The 14,412-nt window shown below is 48.6% G+C and carries 21 protein-coding genes and 1 pseudogene; 7 read left to right on the top strand and 15 right to left on the bottom strand.

All coding sequences use genetic code 11. The features are described 5' to 3' along the window. Positions 1 to 294 precede the first annotated feature (294 nt). From HBA93_RS24120 to HBA93_RS06340, 14 genes and pseudogenes are all read right to left on the bottom strand, one after another. Complete coding sequence (locus HBA93_RS24120) at positions 295 to 1,329, bottom strand: tyrosine-type recombinase/integrase (protein ID WP_286201783.1); 1,035 nt, start codon at positions 1,327 to 1,329, stop codon at positions 295 to 297. A 14-nt stretch (positions 1,330 to 1,343) separates the two neighbouring features. Next, a pseudogene (locus HBA93_RS24500) lies at positions 1,344 to 1,475 on the bottom strand (excisionase family DNA-binding protein); the annotation flags it as partial. A 5-nt stretch (positions 1,476 to 1,480) separates the two neighbouring features. Further along, complete coding sequence (locus HBA93_RS06400) at positions 1,481 to 1,801, bottom strand: hypothetical protein (RefSeq protein WP_221722732.1); 321 nt, start codon at positions 1,799 to 1,801, stop codon at positions 1,481 to 1,483. Next, the gene (locus HBA93_RS06395) at positions 1,788 to 2,510 is read right to left on the bottom strand and encodes a hypothetical protein (RefSeq protein WP_221722731.1); all 723 of its coding nucleotides are present in this window, start codon (positions 2,508 to 2,510) and stop codon (positions 1,788 to 1,790) included. Before HBA93_RS06395 ends, HBA93_RS06400 begins: the two co-directional genes overlap by 14 nt. Then, positions 2,500 to 2,805, bottom strand: coding sequence for a hypothetical protein (locus HBA93_RS06390; protein WP_221722730.1), 306 nt, complete (start codon positions 2,803 to 2,805; stop codon positions 2,500 to 2,502). Before HBA93_RS06390 ends, HBA93_RS06395 begins: the two co-directional genes overlap by 11 nt. A gap of 477 nt (positions 2,806 to 3,282) precedes the next feature. Next, positions 3,283 to 3,585: a hypothetical protein gene (locus HBA93_RS06380; RefSeq protein ID WP_221722728.1), complete on the bottom strand. Its 303-nt coding sequence runs from the start codon at positions 3,583 to 3,585 to the stop codon at positions 3,283 to 3,285. After that, complete coding sequence (locus tag HBA93_RS06375; RefSeq protein WP_221722727.1) at positions 3,582 to 4,781, bottom strand: hypothetical protein; 1,200 nt, start codon at positions 4,779 to 4,781, stop codon at positions 3,582 to 3,584. The genes HBA93_RS06380 and HBA93_RS06375 overlap by 4 nt, the downstream gene beginning before the upstream one ends. Before the next feature lie 2 nt (positions 4,782 to 4,783). Next, positions 4,784 to 5,698: a PD-(D/E)XK nuclease-like domain-containing protein gene (locus HBA93_RS06370; protein ID WP_221722726.1), complete on the bottom strand. Its 915-nt coding sequence runs from the start codon at positions 5,696 to 5,698 to the stop codon at positions 4,784 to 4,786. A 215-nt stretch (positions 5,699 to 5,913) separates the two neighbouring features. Continuing rightward, a complete protein-coding gene (locus HBA93_RS06365) occupies positions 5,914 to 6,126 on the bottom strand; it encodes a hypothetical protein (protein WP_221722725.1) in 213 nt (70 codons plus the stop codon). Between the two features lie 10 nt (positions 6,127 to 6,136). Further along, on the bottom strand, positions 6,137 to 6,484 hold the full coding sequence (locus tag HBA93_RS06360; protein ID WP_221722724.1) for a hypothetical protein: 348 nt from the start codon (positions 6,482 to 6,484) through the stop codon (positions 6,137 to 6,139). A gap of 415 nt (positions 6,485 to 6,899) precedes the next feature. Next, positions 6,900 to 7,427 (bottom strand): hypothetical protein, encoded by a 528-nt coding sequence (locus tag HBA93_RS06355; RefSeq protein WP_221722723.1) that lies wholly within the window; start codon positions 7,425 to 7,427, stop codon positions 6,900 to 6,902. Between the two features lies 1 nt (position 7,428). Further along, a complete protein-coding gene (locus tag HBA93_RS06350; RefSeq protein WP_221722722.1) occupies positions 7,429 to 7,779 on the bottom strand; it encodes an STAS-like domain-containing protein in 351 nt (116 codons plus the stop codon). Further along, the gene (locus HBA93_RS06345; RefSeq protein ID WP_221722721.1) at positions 7,776 to 9,014 is read right to left on the bottom strand and encodes an ATP-binding protein; all 1,239 of its coding nucleotides are present in this window, start codon (positions 9,012 to 9,014) and stop codon (positions 7,776 to 7,778) included. Before HBA93_RS06345 ends, HBA93_RS06350 begins: the two co-directional genes overlap by 4 nt. A 27-nt stretch (positions 9,015 to 9,041) precedes the next feature. Next, a complete protein-coding gene (locus HBA93_RS06340; RefSeq protein WP_221722720.1) occupies positions 9,042 to 9,854 on the bottom strand; it encodes a LexA family transcriptional regulator in 813 nt (270 codons plus the stop codon). 82 nt (positions 9,855 to 9,936) lie between these two features. On the opposite strand from HBA93_RS06340, the gene HBA93_RS06335 reads away from it, so the two are divergent. Next, complete coding sequence (locus HBA93_RS06335; RefSeq protein WP_151159484.1) at positions 9,937 to 10,134, top strand: transcriptional regulator; 198 nt, start codon at positions 9,937 to 9,939, stop codon at positions 10,132 to 10,134. 97 nt (positions 10,135 to 10,231) lie between these two features. On the opposite strand, the gene HBA93_RS06330 is transcribed toward HBA93_RS06335, so the two are convergent. After that, positions 10,232 to 10,396 (bottom strand): hypothetical protein, encoded by a 165-nt coding sequence (locus tag HBA93_RS06330; protein ID WP_221722719.1) that lies wholly within the window; start codon positions 10,394 to 10,396, stop codon positions 10,232 to 10,234. A 142-nt stretch (positions 10,397 to 10,538) separates the two neighbouring features. Here HBA93_RS06330 and HBA93_RS06325 point away from each other — a divergent pair, with 142 nt between their 5' ends. The 6 genes from HBA93_RS06325 to HBA93_RS06300 all read left to right on the top strand — a co-directional run bounded on the left by HBA93_RS06325 (position 10,539) and on the right by HBA93_RS06300 (position 14,409). Next, entirely contained in the window at positions 10,539 to 10,883 is a 345-nt protein-coding gene (locus tag HBA93_RS06325) for a hypothetical protein (RefSeq protein WP_221722718.1), read from the top strand. A 38-nt stretch (positions 10,884 to 10,921) separates the two neighbouring features. Next, positions 10,922 to 11,452, top strand: coding sequence for a hypothetical protein (locus tag HBA93_RS06320; RefSeq protein WP_221722717.1), 531 nt, complete (start codon positions 10,922 to 10,924; stop codon positions 11,450 to 11,452). 107 nt (positions 11,453 to 11,559) lie between these two features. Beyond that, entirely contained in the window at positions 11,560 to 12,126 is a 567-nt protein-coding gene (locus HBA93_RS06315; RefSeq protein ID WP_221722716.1) for a hypothetical protein, read from the top strand. Further along, a complete protein-coding gene (locus HBA93_RS06310; RefSeq protein ID WP_221722715.1) occupies positions 12,123 to 12,401 on the top strand; it encodes a hypothetical protein in 279 nt (92 codons plus the stop codon). The genes HBA93_RS06315 and HBA93_RS06310 overlap by 4 nt, the downstream gene beginning before the upstream one ends. Further along, on the top strand, positions 12,401 to 12,970 hold the full coding sequence (locus HBA93_RS06305; RefSeq protein ID WP_221722714.1) for a RuvC family protein: 570 nt from the start codon (positions 12,401 to 12,403) through the stop codon (positions 12,968 to 12,970). Before HBA93_RS06310 ends, HBA93_RS06305 begins: the two co-directional genes overlap by 1 nt. Continuing rightward, on the top strand, positions 12,967 to 14,409 hold the full coding sequence (locus HBA93_RS06300) for a DnaB-like helicase C-terminal domain-containing protein (protein ID WP_221722713.1): 1,443 nt from the start codon (positions 12,967 to 12,969) through the stop codon (positions 14,407 to 14,409). Before HBA93_RS06305 ends, HBA93_RS06300 begins: the two co-directional genes overlap by 4 nt. Positions 14,410 to 14,412: the final 3 nt, after the last annotated feature.

Genomic DNA, 14,412 nt, shown 5'->3' with positions numbered 1-14,412 from the left:
TTTTTTAAGTGTAATTGGGGGAGGACGGGCGGAGCGCAGCCATGCACGAGTATAGAATATCGTCAGGCTTTTGAGGGGGCAGGCGGTGTGTATTTTTGCGGCGACAATATGATATGGCGCATGATGGAATGATGCAGCCTGTGCCGATTGGAATATTGTATTTTATGGGATCAGATGGTGGGCGTAACAGGGATTGAACCTGTGACCCCTACAATGTCAACGAGTGGCTCTAGCCGGAAACGCAGGAAATGCGGGTAAAAGACCGCTTCATATATTGCATATCCGGCATTAGATTCACTTTGTGTTCTCCTTTGCAGGTTCAACCGAACCGGAGGGAACTACGTATAGGCCAAAATCGAGAGCAGACGCCGCCTTTCTAAGATGATCAGGTGAGTAACGAGCATACACTCGGCGAGTTATCTCCGAGCTGCTATGACCGAGGTATTGGCCTATTTCTTCCATTGGCACTCCTGCCTCAGCCATCCAAACGGCGGCAGTATGTCGAAATACATGAGCGGATATTCCAACAATGCCCGCCTCACGCGATGCGGTGGCTATTCCTTTCTTGAGGCTTTTGACCGGTTGGCCAGCCCATTCGACCACGTATTCTGTTAGTGCGCCTGCTTTGGCTTCACGCAGGGCTGATAGCAATGTGGTATTGATCGGTACAATTGCTCTGCCTTTGCGCCTCGCTTTGTCGTTCGGGTCGCGCAGATAAATAAGCTTGCGATCAAAATCTACACGATCCCATGTCAGTTCCAAAATAGCAGTTACGCGGGCAGCAGTACCAAGCATAAGATGAAACGCCGTTCTTAGATGTGGTGTTTTCGCGTGAGCAATCATCTTTTGCGCTTCTTCTCTCGTCATGAACCTGTCCTTCGGCTCAGGCTTTGAGGGGCGCTCGATATCTGGGGCTTTCCCTAAGAGCTTATTTTTCTCTGCCCATGATAATACCATCCGCAGATGACCAAGCTCAGTGTGAATGGTGCCGTCACTGATACCGTTAGATCGGCGCTCAGATGTATGAGCGCGACAATCTTCTCTTGTAATGCTTTCACCGTCACGGCCACCGAAGCGGTCAGCAAGGGCTTTCCATGTGTAAGTCATAGTGGCGAGGATGGCTTTCCCCGCCTTGTCTGTAGTGTACGCATCCCACAGATGTTTTACAGTGCGCCCTTCTGAGCGCGTTACCTCGGCATAGAGTGCTGGCGCAAGGATGTAAGCTTGGCGCGGGTCATCGGTTCCAAGCGAGTATCTATGGCGTTTACCGTTTTTTTCGAAGGTGAGGGCGAGCTTTCCTCGAAGTCTGGTAATTCTCCATTCTGACATTCGAACCTCTCAACATCGCTCTCTTTAATTCGTAACAGTTTCCCGCCAAGACGGAAAAAGCCAAGGCGACCTTCTTTAATTAAATTTCTAACATGGCGCTCAGAACATTCCCATCGCTTTGCAAGGGTTGCTGGCGTAAATAGCATCTGCGTCATACTCTCCCTCCTTCCGGTGCGAGTGGTGAGGCGGCGAGCATGGATTGCCAGACTCGCCGCTGAACGCTTGTTGCACCAATAGCCTTCATCATCTCTTCTGTCGGCTCTTTCAGCGCGTGGAAAAGTAGATCGCAAATTTTGCCCGCGGTATTTATAAGTTCTGAACAGTCTCGTCCGTGCATGCCTTCTGCGCACTCATATGCTGCACTTTCAGTATCACCTTTCGAGAGACAGTACGATTTCAGATCATCATATGATTTGAAAGGGTGTGGATTGATAAGCTTCGCAGCCTCTATAAGCAGCTCATCCCTTGTCATTGCTGGCCTCCACGTTGAGGGCGGAAAAGGCGCTGTGGGCTAGTTCGATGCAATGATTTAAACCAGCTAAATTCTGCTCGCCCTGATAACTGGCGATAGACCAGACACACTCACGCAGCATGTCATTCTCCGCTTTCAGACTGTCAGATACAGGAGCCGCGTAGAGACCCTGCTCCCCATCAATCAATGCTCTACTAATTGGTTGCGGACGGCCTCCCTTTAGCACAACACCCTTCACCGGCTCCTGCGCCTTGATTTGAGCGAGATCGGTTTTCATGTTTCTGATGTTTTCATGAATACAACCTACATCGCCATCAAATAAATCGGCATATGATTGCCTTGCAGCTTTGTGTCCTGCGAGTTCGGCTTCTACGGCGTTTAGACTTTCAGAACATCCCCACAACTCTGCTTGTAAATTTTTAATCTCATCATCCTTCGCCGCAACAATCTTGGCGGCTTCGGAGTGAAGGACGTATTCGCCTTCGCCCATCTCTACTGCGCCGTTCCCGAACATACTGATACCGTACCGCACCACCCCCGCCAGCGGATCGGCGGAAGGCGTGGCGCGGGTGTTCCATTCATGCGATCCGTAATGGTTTGGCCCTGCGGCTTGGCAAGTTTTGCAGAAATACCCGACGACTTTATCGTCGCCACCAGATGATAAATCAGTGCCGCCGCAGAACGGGCACGGCTTCAATTCACTTGTCATGCTGCTGTCCTTTCAGGGCTGCATCGCGGAGGCGGTCGGCATATTCCTTACCAGCCTTGGTGATTACCCATGTGTACCCGTAGTAACCGTTGGTAAATTTACTTTGTTCAAACAATCCGTTCCGAGCCATGCGTTTAAGAACTGGAAGTACCAAAGGTGGCAAAGGGCAGACACGTTTAAGATTGAGATCGTACAGTATCTGGCGGCACAAATAATTACTTTCCAGAACGCCATTCCGTGCGCGTGACATGAAAGCTTTCATGACCACATCTTCCGTTATTAGTGATTTAACCATCAATCGCCTCCTTGCGCCAAGGCTGCGCGGCCGATGCTGGTGTTGATCTGATCTGACATTACATGCGCTCCTGTGGGTGGATTGGCGCGATACGCTGCCGTGCGTTTAGGATGATTGATAAAGCGGTTTCTCGGTCTCCTGAGACCTGATAGAGCTTGTCCGCTATCTCGAATGGGTTAATCCCATGACGTAACCAGAAGGCCATTTCAGAGCCTGAGTGCTGGTCTCGGTGTTCTTCTGGCGTCAGAGGTAGTGTCCAGCAGTCAGAGGGCTTTTGGCCTTTGCCTGTTACTTTCTTATGATGGTCTGCGCTGCCGGATCGTATGTGACAGGCTTCTACAGGCCAATTTCCTGAAACAACCGAAGGCAGAGACCGGATAAACGTAAGGTGCTTCTCATCTTTGAACGACTGAGTGTGCTTCCCAGATTTATCAAGAGAGAAGGCCGTCTCTGCTCGTACAACGCGAAAACCTGCCATCAGAGCACCCCGCCAAAGCTAGCGCCATTACCATCCGTGAAATTTAGCGTTACTTCATCGCTATGGAGGTCAAAGTGCATTTCAGCCACAAGTGGATGACCGCAAGCGATTTCCTTTACCTTGTTGATGTTGAGAGGCTTGAGGCGTTCAATCAGGTTTTCTGAAGTTTCTTGATGATCAAGCGCCCAATTAATAAGAAAGCGCACCGCTTTTACTTCGCTGGAATAGCCGACTTTATCGGCAAAAACTGTAAGACGGCTGTGCAATTCGTCTGGTATTTCGTAAACTCGACGAGCCATCATTGAACCTCCGCTTCATCGATCTGGGCGATGCCACAGGCAAGCGCGATTGCGTCCGTTGCTTCCAGTTCACCGGTACAAGCCGAAATGAAATGCTTGGTGATTGTCCGTGCTTTTGCCTTTGCAAAGTCTGACAGCACAAAACCGGCCGCGTTGAATGAATGTGCGGTTGCCTTGATAATTTCTGGATCATCACCAACAGCGGATTTCAGGCGGGTAATCAGTTCGCGCAGTGAAATCTTGTCCTGATCGGTTAAATGATCGACAGCGCTGGAATTATCGAGGGTGGCGGCTGATGGGGACTGCTCACCACCCTCTATACCGGCATTGGACAGGGAAGCATCTGCCGGTATTTCTTGTTTCTCATTGCTTTGCTCAATCGGCTTGTCTGACAGCGGATCATCAATTTTCTGATGATCTGATACGGCTTTGAGTGTTCCGAAGAACATTTCTTCCACAGTCGCTTCACCATTTTTCAAGGCGGAATACATGCCACGCAAAGTAGCAATGTGATCGACGGTGATATCTTCTTCGCCTTCAATCCCCAGAGATTGGAAAACCTGCTCAGGCTTCACGCCGAACGCTGCCAGTGCTTTGAACGCCTTTTCACGGTTTTCGGACAAGGTGGTTATATCGCCGGTAATGGTCGCCTGCACCATGTCATAAGCTTTGCGCCATAATGGTTTCGGAACACCCGCAAGAATGGCATTACGCATAGCGATTGAACACGCTGCGTTGCCGGTGACAATGATCATATCGTCTTTAAATACGCGGCCAGCTTTATCTGTGATCCGGCGGCGGACACGCGATGTGGATGCAGAGTTTGATTCCAGATCGTGGAATACACCTTCGGCTTCAATGTAACCTTCCTGCTTGTCGACATGGATTACGCGGGCAGCAGCGCGGCAATTCCCATAGGACTGCTTAAGGATTTCAGCAAAACGGATAGATGGGCCGCGAATAGGTTTACCACCACGGGGCAGGGCATAAATGCACTCCTCGGCGCTTTCCTCGTCCAATGTTGCCATGCTCAAGATATTTCCTTGAACGCGTTTTAAAGAGCGTGGGTATGCGCGAGCGGTTGATACGAGCTGATCAATCTCTGCCTTTTGAAGTTGTACGGCCATACTGGTATTCGATGACAGCGCCATACCTTCTTCGATGATTTCACCGTCTTGCGTGATGATTTCTTGGTTCATAATTACGATCCCGTCATAAGGCGCTGCTGGTACCAAACCGGCAGGTCTGTTTCGTCTAATTCTTCAAGGGGAGTTGACGGCACCCATGCCGTGTCTGTTCCGAACTCGGCTAGAAAGGTGCGGTAATTGCTGACGGCTTGAGCGATCATGCTTCGGGCATAGCTGAACAGCGGATTGTTTGGAGAGAGCTTAATGCCATGAGAGATCGGTGCGCCGTCCTTCTGCCAAAAGACAAAGACGAATGCGAAAACTTCATTCGCAGCGACCTTTGAAAGCCATTCCGGATCATAAGAGCCGAACACGCGACCTTCATTCAGCAGCCGTTTAAGCTGGCGGCGACCTTCTGAGTAATGCTCGGCGGAAATGATATAATCATAGCTCGCAACAGCATCGCGGCAGGCTTTGGCGAATTCCTTGTCATTGCGATTGGCGATGGATTTCAGATCGGTAATCGCGTTCAGCTTGAGATAATCGAAACGCGCCTTGAACCGAATTCCTTCAACCGTCCAGAATACGGAGACTTCCGGCTGGCCACCTTCAAAGGCATTTGCCAGCGTCTTATTCGCTTTGATGAAAGCAGATGCAGCAAGGATTTTTGCATAGTCCTTAAACTTGATAAGCTCTTTGCCGGATTTTTGTGCGAGAATGAGTACTTCATCAAATATCGCAGGGCAGTCAGGAAATTGTTTGGCTCGAGCTATTAACTCTGCTTTTGAACCTGATTTTGATGCCTTTTTTTCAGATAGAAAATTGCGCAGATCATCGGCAGTTTTCAAGCAGCCCTGATAATAGTCAGAGATTGGTTCTGGTGCGTATTTAGCAATAAACTTATCTCGACCTTCCAAAACACATAGGTGCAACTGACGGCCGAAGATTTTAGCAGGCGTATCGTCGTTTTCTTCACGTGCCGGATTCATCCAGCTTTCCCACCAGAAGTCAGGCGCATTGCCGACAAGCTTTTTCAGACCGGTTGAACCAAGTGCTTTATCTGTATGATACACGGCATCGGACATGCCAAAGTAAATTCCATCCGGATGCTCAGTGAAGCCTGCTTTTTCAGCGGCTTTCTGCACGACCTTGACAGACAGGTCACTAATCGACTGAAACTCGTCACGATCAATCTTGATATCCATTACGCTGCCTCCAATCGACGCGAACCGGCAGCTTGCAATTCGGCTTCAAGCTCAGCGCAGCGCTGTGTTAAGCGCTCGATTTCAACGTGGGCGGTAATCAGTGCTTGTTTGGAATCTTCCTGAGTAATTTCAACAATGCGCTCTAACGCCTGTCTGTTGTCTTTTGCGTCCCAATATGCGTCCCAGACGCGATCCATGAGTGGTGCTGTCATGGTCACCACCTCACACAGCTACGTGAGCGAATGAGCGCTCATGGGTTGAGAACTCGCGGTTTACGCGGCGCTCAGCTGCAACGATGTTGCCGAAGCTGATAGAATGGCGAAGCCACAGCGGCGGGTTGTCCAGAACATCGCCTGTGAAATGCAGTGACACTTCATCGGTAATGTCGATCACGCGCATTGACTGCTCGTCAAACCGGTAAATCTCAATGGCATCGTAATCACCAGCCGCCTTGATGACGTCCGCATAGGTTGCGCCATTGATCAAACGAGGATCAGCATATTCGTATCCGGAGAATGTCGGGACTTTGAGCATGATGCGCTCGGCGGCATTCAGAGCAATCTTGTTCATTTCATAAAACCCCATCCTAAAAAGCAGATCAGCCGTAGCGGCGTCTTCGTGCTGTTGATGGAGATATGAAAGCATATCTTTCATTTGCAAGCAAGTGAAAAGAAAGTGTTGCTTTCATTTTGATGGGGAGTTATGTCTTTGGTGCTTTCAATGAAAGTGGCGACGAGGGTGCAACTCCCTTTGCTGGTGCAGCCACAAGCGCGGGGGTCGAAAGTCCTACGGTGCTGCCAGAAACTGAGGACGAACTGCTGAGAGGCGTTCTAGCATCTGTCCCATTACCGGCTCCGGCCTTCAGGACATGCTACAGGTTCCCCTACCTCTGGGAGGGCTTTTGTCTTTCTGGGGGTAGGGGGGTCTTTAGCTCGAACCCTTACCTCACCGTCCTTCAGAGGAATCAATAAGGGAGCATTGAGACTTAATACAACCAAGGGCGTTTAGGATAAATAAATGAATAAATTCCTGAGTTGATTTGCGTCTGGATTTGTAGGGCCGTGCGTTTTGGAGAAATAATGTAGGGTCTAGAGATGCGTAAAATATGGATTAACTCTGATAGTGTAGCTACGATGTCTGCAGATCGCTCTGGGTCTGGAGTATGTTGCTCAGAATTGAAGCTGCCTCCAGTAGCTAATTGCGATAGTTTTTGGGATAACCGATCGTACTCTTTCGACCGTTCATGGCAATTCTCTATAATGGTCTCATATAGGTGAAAGCACCCATAATGTAGCGCCATAACACGTGAAGCAGATGATTGGTTCTCAGTGAAATTTTTAAAATTTTCTGTCCAGTATTTTACAGCTTGCTCACCAAATTTTTCTAAGTCCTTGATGTGATCGTTTAATAGGACAAGTTCTTCTGAAAGAGCTGCACGGTAATATTGCAATAAAAAACCTAGGCAAGTTCCGATACCTGCGCTTAATAATGATAATATTATCTTATCCGTCACGTCACTGCTCTTCGTCAGATTTGGCGGATATGCTTATTATGTGCTGTATCATTTCTTTATAAAAGAGAAGGTTTGGTTTCGTGCATTTAACTTCTATTAGTCTGTTTAATTCTAATGATGTGTATAATCCTGCTCGAATAAGCCCGCCAAATGCCTCCTCAATAAATGAGGATCCGAAAGCTCTAACACCATCTATATCGATGATTAGTTTTTCTGAGCTACTTTGTTCAGTTATCGTTTTTAAATATGGTTTAAGAAATTTTTCACGAAATAGCTCTCCATTGTAGGAGCCATCAGTTGGAAACCTACCAGCAGGATATTTACCAAATTCGTTTGCGAGATCGATCATCATACTATTACAACTGTTTTATCGGCTGTTAGTTCCAGCGACCACTCAATCAGGGTTCCACCTATCGAGCACGCAGTGCTACCTGAGGTAAATTTGCCGTTTGGAGTTTTTTCACACCATCCACCGCGACTATAAACCTTCATTCGGCCAGATCCAATTCGTTTTAAAACATCTAACATTTGAGGCAATCCTTTACCTCTATGGCTTTGGTCGGTTCTCGATCCTCCATAGCGCATTGCTGCACGAATATAAGTCCCATCATTTTGATATTCAAACTTCGGTTCCAGTCTGAGCGCCCTTTCGAGATATCGTGCAACTTTGGCAATTCTATCAATTCGTGGATATGTGATTGGTATCGACGCGCCTTGATCATAAGCGACAACCGTTAAGGTATTGTTTTTTCTGTTAGCTGTGGCGGAAACCCATAAGCTCTTTAGGTGGGGATAACTTAGAGAGTTATCCCTAGGGTATGCATGATGTATCATATTACTGATTGCCTCGGATATAACAGTATTCAGCTCAATGACTACTTCATCTTGTATTTGCAGGAATTTACCCAGTTCGGTCAAAGACCTATCGACACGTTCTAATTCATCATTATCCTTGGCGCGAATAATTTGCATGGTTTGAATGTCGCCGTCTTTTAGTAAAACATTTTTTTGCGGTGGAGCGTGTCCAAGAACTTCAAAAAAGCCGACTTGGAACAGCTTTAGGAAAACGGCATCGCTCCAATCCGCAAGATTTACAGCGGGCGGAATTTCATTGTTAAATTTCGCAATTCGATCGTACTCGGCAGTTAGAACGACTGCTGCAGCTGTTGAGATTCTCTCTAATTTTGAAAAATCGGTATATCCTTTGATACGAGGAAGTCCACGCTTTCCACGTTTAACAAATTTATCTTTGAATCTAATTGTACGGTTACCTAGTATGCGTAATGCCTCAAGGTATCTTGTTGTTTCTTCATTGTTATTTTCTAAGCATAAATCTTTGGGTGGTGTATATGGTAGTCGGCGAGAAATGGCGTCTTCAAAATCGCCACCCTGCCAAATGACTACCTTGTCCTTAACTTTAATTTTATGAGAAGGAGTGGTGTTTTTTCTTTCAGCGTCGTTTTTAATATTAGTCGAGTTTATGGAGGAATTGGATTTGCTTTTGCTGCGAATGCGAAAGATGCGTGATCTTTGATCGCGTGATCGCAAATAATGCCAACGAGCAGTAGTTGTATTGGGTTTTTTCAAGGCCTAATTCCGCTAGCGGTGTGGATGTTATTTTCGCGCAATATGCCCGCAGATGCGCCCGATAATTGTCAGCTTATCCAGCTCCACTGAGAAGGTTTCAAGGATTGGATTATCCGAGATTATCTTCACCTGTTTCGGATCGCTGAACGGTACTTTTTGCAATCGCTTAATCTGGGGCGGTTCATCGTCATAGCTAATCGCATAGACGGTATCCGCGCTCATCGTATCCTGTGACAGATCAACGATAACACGATCACCGGGCAGATAAGTCGGCTGCATTGAATCGCCGATCACTTCCATGATGGTGCTGTGGCGTGGCGATGCTTTGATTTCATCCTGCAGGTAATCAACTGGAATAAGCCATTCACGGATTACCTTGTGGCCAGATACGCTGTTATCGCCGACCGGTAGATTGATCACTTCACCTATAGTTCCGTTTCCGGCACCAAGCTTTACGTCGAGCTCAGGTATTGCTCCGGCTGTGCGTGGCTTCCAGTGTTCACGGGAGTAGCCGTTGCCAGAATACACATCTTCATCTGGATCAAAGCTGGAGACGAGGCGGGGTTTGGATGGATTGCTTTCTGAAGGCTCTGCATTGGAACTATTGCCCGGCAATTGGCCGCGTCCTGTAGCAATCCACTCTACTGGTTGATTAAGAATGACTGCCATTTTTTGAATGTTTTCGAACTTGATACCTTTGCCGAGTTCCCAGTTGCCAACTGCGCCTCTTGTTACGCCTAAGAGGCGCGCAAAAGCTTCCTGTGAAAGTCCTAAACTTTCACTTCGAAGAGCTTTGATGCGCTGACCTATTGCGGTGGAATCTAAGTGTTCTTCTTTCATCTGGAGACTATGCCTTTCGAAAGAATAACTTTCATCGAAAGAAGTGCTTGCAATCGGATGAAAGAAATGCTTTCATGCGTGTATGGAACAGATTTGTGAATTTGCGAAACAAAAGGCTGGCGGCTCAACGGCATTAGCGAAGGCTCTTGGTGGGATAACTCCGCAGGCCGTTTCGCAATGGAAGCGTGTTCCTGCTGATAGAACCATTGAAGTCGAGAAAATTACGGGTGTTAGCCGCCATGATCTTCGGCCAGATATATTTGGTTGTGCAGCCGCTTAACACAGTTTCCCTGTCATTTTTGCCCCCGCTTGTCTGACAGGGAAAAGGGCTGGCGCGACAACTCCTCCCATCGCGCCAGCCCCGTAATTTACCCGCCTCAATTCTGGTCTGAATAATTATCGTCCAGTGCGAACGGGTCATTAGAATTGGCGGGTTTCAGGCGATTACCGTCACCTTTCTCCCACCAGTAAATACCGAAAGTCCGGAGCGTAGTGTCACCTGACAGCGGTAGTTCGAGTTGCACCGGCAATTTGTTTCTCAAGCGTTTCACCGGTGTTTTCATTCCATCAACCTTTCGGACATTCACAATCTTCATCTGCACATCCCTTTTTTAACAGTGAGGTTTGTGCGTGTCCGACAAAAGAGTTTCCGCGTACGGAAAAAAAGTTTCCGAGGTAGGCAAAATGTCTTTCATCAACGACGCTCTCAAAGACGCTCGGTTCTGGGCTGAAGAATTGCAGAACGCCGAATTTAAAGGCCTTGGAGATACCAGAGAAGCCGCCCGTTTTCGTGTCGCGAGAAAGACTGGCGTACCAGAGAGTTATCTAAAGCGTCTCCGGTACAGATGCCATGAAATGACAGACGTTGCCGGTTCAACCTACCGGCAGCTGATGCTGGCATATGAGGCCATGTGCCAGCGAAACGAAGAAGCCGCAGAGCGATACAGAGCCGAGCGGTTATCGCTGAGGGAACCCCATGAGGTTGATCAAAAGCCTGCTCAGACGAGCATGGGAGATGGCTCTTCTTAAACTTAAGCAATTCCGCGACAGAAGAAGGAAACACGATAATGACAGCATCCGCAGGCCACAATTCAGAGCTGACCGAGAATGAAGAAAAGGCGCTATTCTTTCACCATATGCGAAAGCGCATGGCGCATAACGCAGCGGCGGCCGAGATTGCCACAGCCAAGAAAGCAGACGGGAAAACAGCACAGGCTGACGGCGTAGTTTTGGGTGATCTGGATTTTGCAATCAAGGCACTGAACGCCGACGACAAAGCCACAGTCACAGATCGTTATCTCAATCAAGGCACAATCCTGACATGGCTTAATCTTGTTCCGGGCTTTCAGTCTGATTTGTTGCGTGACCGTGCACCGGCAATCGAACGTATTGAAGGTGAGGGCGAACTGGCTGGCCTTGCTGGCAAAGACCCGAAAAGCCCACACGATGCCGGTTCCAATGAGGATATGGTGTGGTTGCGTGGGTGGGATCGCGGACAGGCAATCATGCGCGATAACTTGCAATCGGCCATGGAAAAAATCAATTCGGAATCCGAAGAAGATGCTGATCCGGACTTTCCTGATCAGGAGGCAGCGTGAACGAGCAACCTTCCGTTGTTGAGCTGATCATGTTTGCGGCGGCCTGTTATTTTGTGGCCGCCGCTCTGATCCTCACCCCGTTATACCTCTGGATATTTGGGTAAGTCATGACTGTTGTCGCTTCAAATTATGCCCGTGTTGAGAATGACCTTTATCAGACTGAACCTTGGGCAACCGAGGCGCTTCTGCGTAATTTTCCACTTGCTGGCCGGTCTGTCTGGGAGCCAGCTGCAGGTAATCATTTGATGGCGGATGTACTACGTGAGCATGGTGCTTTTGTTAAAACGTCAGATATTGAGACCTACGACCGAGCACATGACGCGATTTATGATTTCCTGATTGATCGACCACATAATGAGCCTTCAATTCAGGCGATAGTCACCAATCCGCCTTTCGGGAAGGGAAATCGTGACGCTGTAAAGTTTGCGCAACTGGCGCTTGAGCGATGCTCTGGTCTGGTTGCTTTGCTGCTCACTGCCAAATTCGACTTCGGTAAAACCCGCCGACACCTGTTCGCAGATAACCCGCGCTTCCTTGCCAAGATTAATCTTGTTGACCGGATCCAGTGGTTTGAAGGCGCGACAACCGGCACCGAAGATCATGCTTGGTATGTCTGGGGCGCAAAACCGTTGATTCCGGCAAAGCCGGTTATTTTATACGAGGGCAAACAATGATGGCCGCTCGTGAAGATTATACAACGCAAGACAATCGCGATTATCGCCTACGCGTTTACATGCGCGCCAATTCCGGCAGCTGGATTGCGCGTGACAGCATTATGCATGCTTGCGGGTTTGATAATCCGAAAGCGCAGCCGGTTGGTGCTTATGTCCAGTTTCAAAATAGCCTGATCCGCGTGAACCAACAGCTGAAAGCTGAGGGCTTGAAGATTGCCCGATCTGAGGATGGCGCGGAAATATATTCTCTCATTTCAATCGTGGAGGCAGAGTGATGGCGCTTATTCTTGGGCTTGATCAGGCCACGCAGACCGGATTTGCACTTCTTGATACAAATGCCGACCTTGATAAGATTATTGCTGGAACAATTAAGTGCTCCGGTGAAAGTTATGAGGATAAAGCAGCTTTTCTTGGTCGTTCGCTTGTTCGTTTAATCAAAGAGCACAAACCAGATTTTATTGCATTCGAGCAGCCTATTCGCACACAGCCTGTCGGCAGACGTGTTGTGAAGTTTATGGGAGAAACGCAGGAAGTTGAAGGCGCAGGCTCTGGCCTGAATGCCGTTATCTCCTCAAATCAGCTTGCTGGTGCCGTTTCGGCCATTATCGGAGCGTATGGCATACCTTTTATCACAATCGCACCTGTGACATGGCGCAAGGCGTTTCTCGGTTTCGGAACACATAAGGGCTGGCAGCGTAAAGACTGGAAGAAAGCCGCTCGTGACCGCTGCAACCAACTAAAAATCAAAGTTACCAATGATGATATGGCCGATGCTGTGGGGATCGCCTTTGCAGCCTCAAATACTCAGGTATTTAAGATGCTCAGCATGAGGGCGGCAGCATGACCTATCATCAGCCAAACATTGAGCCAAAGCTGCCGGATGCCATTGAGCATGAGCAATATCTGCTTGGCAGTATCTTTCTTGATAATACATCGTATTGGCGAGTTGCTGGCTTCCTGAGGCCTGAGCATTTTTCAGACCCGCGTCATGCTGATGTCTACGCCAAGGCTGCAAAGATGATCAGTGAGGGGCGTACTGCCAACCCCATAACGCTCAAGCCTTATATCAATGCCGAATTGAAAATCAGCGATGAACTGAACCTGTATCAGTATCTTATCCGGCTTTCGAGTGAAGCTGTGGGCAATATGAGCGTCTATGACTGGGGACGGGGTATTCTTGAAGTCTGGTCACGCCGTCAGATTTATATGCTGGCACAGTCTCTGATTGATCAGACAGTCTCCATGCCGATTGATACCAGCCCTGCAAAGTTGATTGCAGGTGCAGCAGACCGGCTGACCGAAATCTCTCGTGAAGGCGATGAACGCGCCGGTTCCATGAAATATGGTGTGCTGTTACCGAAAGCCATAGAGCGGGTGGCAAAGGCCAGTCTTGAGCAGAACACGCTTATCCCTTGGTTCCTGCCTGAGATTACACAGGTCGCCGGTGAAATACGCCGCGGCAACCTGATCGGCTTTATGTCTGATAGTGGTGGCGGCAAAACCAGCTTTAGCCTGCAACAGTGCCGCCATGCAGCAACAGCCGGTTTTAAGTCTGCATTCTTCTCCATTGAAATTACGGATGAAGAAGCAGCTTTACAGGCTGCAGCACAGGCAAGCCGGATCAGTCTCGGCCGGTTGGATTCCTATTCGCTGAACACGAAAGAGCAGGGCAGCATTGAAACCGAGTTACTGAAGTCCATGAATCTTCCTTTTGATATCGTGGCGTTCTCAGACTGCACTCTGTCCGACATTCGTATCAAGATGGAAGCGATGAAGCGCTCTGCCGGACTGGATCTGGTCATTATCGATCATGCCAAAATGATCAATCTTCCGGGCAAATCGAATGAGTTGTTCGCAGAGCGTGTGAATGCATTGTATCGCGGACTTAAGGCACTGGCGAAGTCGCTTGATGTGGCAATCGTTATCCTGATCCAGCGTAATGAAGAATGGAAAGGCCGCTGGAAAGCCAAAGGCAATATCCGGCCTATGATGGGTGATGCCTATGGCGGTGGCGGTGTGAAGCAGAATCTTGATGTTTGGTTTTCTCTGTACCGGCCAGAACCGCTCTATAAAGAGCTGATCCCGCAGGAAATGCACCAAGAACGCAAAGACGAGTTAATCCGCAAGTATGATGCCAGTCGCGGCAAAGCCGCTGTGATCAATCATAAGCGCCGTCGTGGCGAACCCAATCAGGATGCGCAAATATTATTCGATGCGGAATACACGGTGTTCCGCTCTCCGCAGGAAGAAACCGCGCAAGCTGCTTTCGATGCAATGTTCTGATGG

The organism is Ochrobactrum sp. SFR4, from assembly GCF_019730395.1.
GTDB lineage: Bacteria > Pseudomonadota > Alphaproteobacteria > Rhizobiales > Rhizobiaceae > Pseudochrobactrum.
This window is presented reverse-complemented; position numbering and strand designations above follow the sequence as displayed.

Bases quoted from the DNA above. Each gene is read 5' to 3' on its own strand.
- HBA93_RS24120 (WP_286201783.1), bottom strand. From the start codon at position 1,329: ATGTCAGAATGGAGAATTACCAGACTTCGAGGAAAGCTCGCCCTCACC.
- HBA93_RS06400 (WP_221722732.1), bottom strand. From the start codon at position 1,801: ATGACAAGGGATGAGCTGCTTATAGAGGCTGCGAAGCTTATCAATCCA.
- HBA93_RS06395 (WP_221722731.1), bottom strand. From the start codon at position 2,510: ATGACAAGTGAATTGAAGCCGTGCCCGTTCTGCGGCGGCACTGATTTA.
- HBA93_RS06390 (WP_221722730.1), bottom strand. From the start codon at position 2,805: ATGGTTAAATCACTAATAACGGAAGATGTGGTCATGAAAGCTTTCATG.
- HBA93_RS06380 (WP_221722728.1), bottom strand. From the start codon at position 3,585: ATGATGGCTCGTCGAGTTTACGAAATACCAGACGAATTGCACAGCCGT.
- HBA93_RS06375 (WP_221722727.1), bottom strand. From the start codon at position 4,781: ATGAACCAAGAAATCATCACGCAAGACGGTGAAATCATCGAAGAAGGT.
- HBA93_RS06370 (WP_221722726.1), bottom strand. From the start codon at position 5,698: ATGAATCCGGCACGTGAAGAAAACGACGATACGCCTGCTAAAATCTTC.
- HBA93_RS06365 (WP_221722725.1), bottom strand. From the start codon at position 6,126: ATGACAGCACCACTCATGGATCGCGTCTGGGACGCATATTGGGACGCA.
- HBA93_RS06360 (WP_221722724.1), bottom strand. From the start codon at position 6,484: ATGAACAAGATTGCTCTGAATGCCGCCGAGCGCATCATGCTCAAAGTC.
- HBA93_RS06350 (WP_221722722.1), bottom strand. From the start codon at position 7,779: ATGATGATCGATCTCGCAAACGAATTTGGTAAATATCCTGCTGGTAGG.
- HBA93_RS06340 (WP_221722720.1), bottom strand. From the start codon at position 9,854: ATGAAAGAAGAACACTTAGATTCCACCGCAATAGGTCAGCGCATCAAA.
- HBA93_RS06335 (WP_151159484.1), top strand. From the start codon at position 9,937: ATGGAACAGATTTGTGAATTTGCGAAACAAAAGGCTGGCGGCTCAACG.
- HBA93_RS06325 (WP_221722718.1), top strand. From the start codon at position 10,539: ATGTCTTTCATCAACGACGCTCTCAAAGACGCTCGGTTCTGGGCTGAA.
- HBA93_RS06320 (WP_221722717.1), top strand. From the start codon at position 10,922: ATGACAGCATCCGCAGGCCACAATTCAGAGCTGACCGAGAATGAAGAA.
- HBA93_RS06315 (WP_221722716.1), top strand. From the start codon at position 11,560: ATGACTGTTGTCGCTTCAAATTATGCCCGTGTTGAGAATGACCTTTAT.
- HBA93_RS06310 (WP_221722715.1), top strand. From the start codon at position 12,123: ATGATGGCCGCTCGTGAAGATTATACAACGCAAGACAATCGCGATTAT.
- HBA93_RS06305 (WP_221722714.1), top strand. From the start codon at position 12,401: ATGGCGCTTATTCTTGGGCTTGATCAGGCCACGCAGACCGGATTTGCA.
- HBA93_RS06300 (WP_221722713.1), top strand. From the start codon at position 12,967: ATGACCTATCATCAGCCAAACATTGAGCCAAAGCTGCCGGATGCCATT.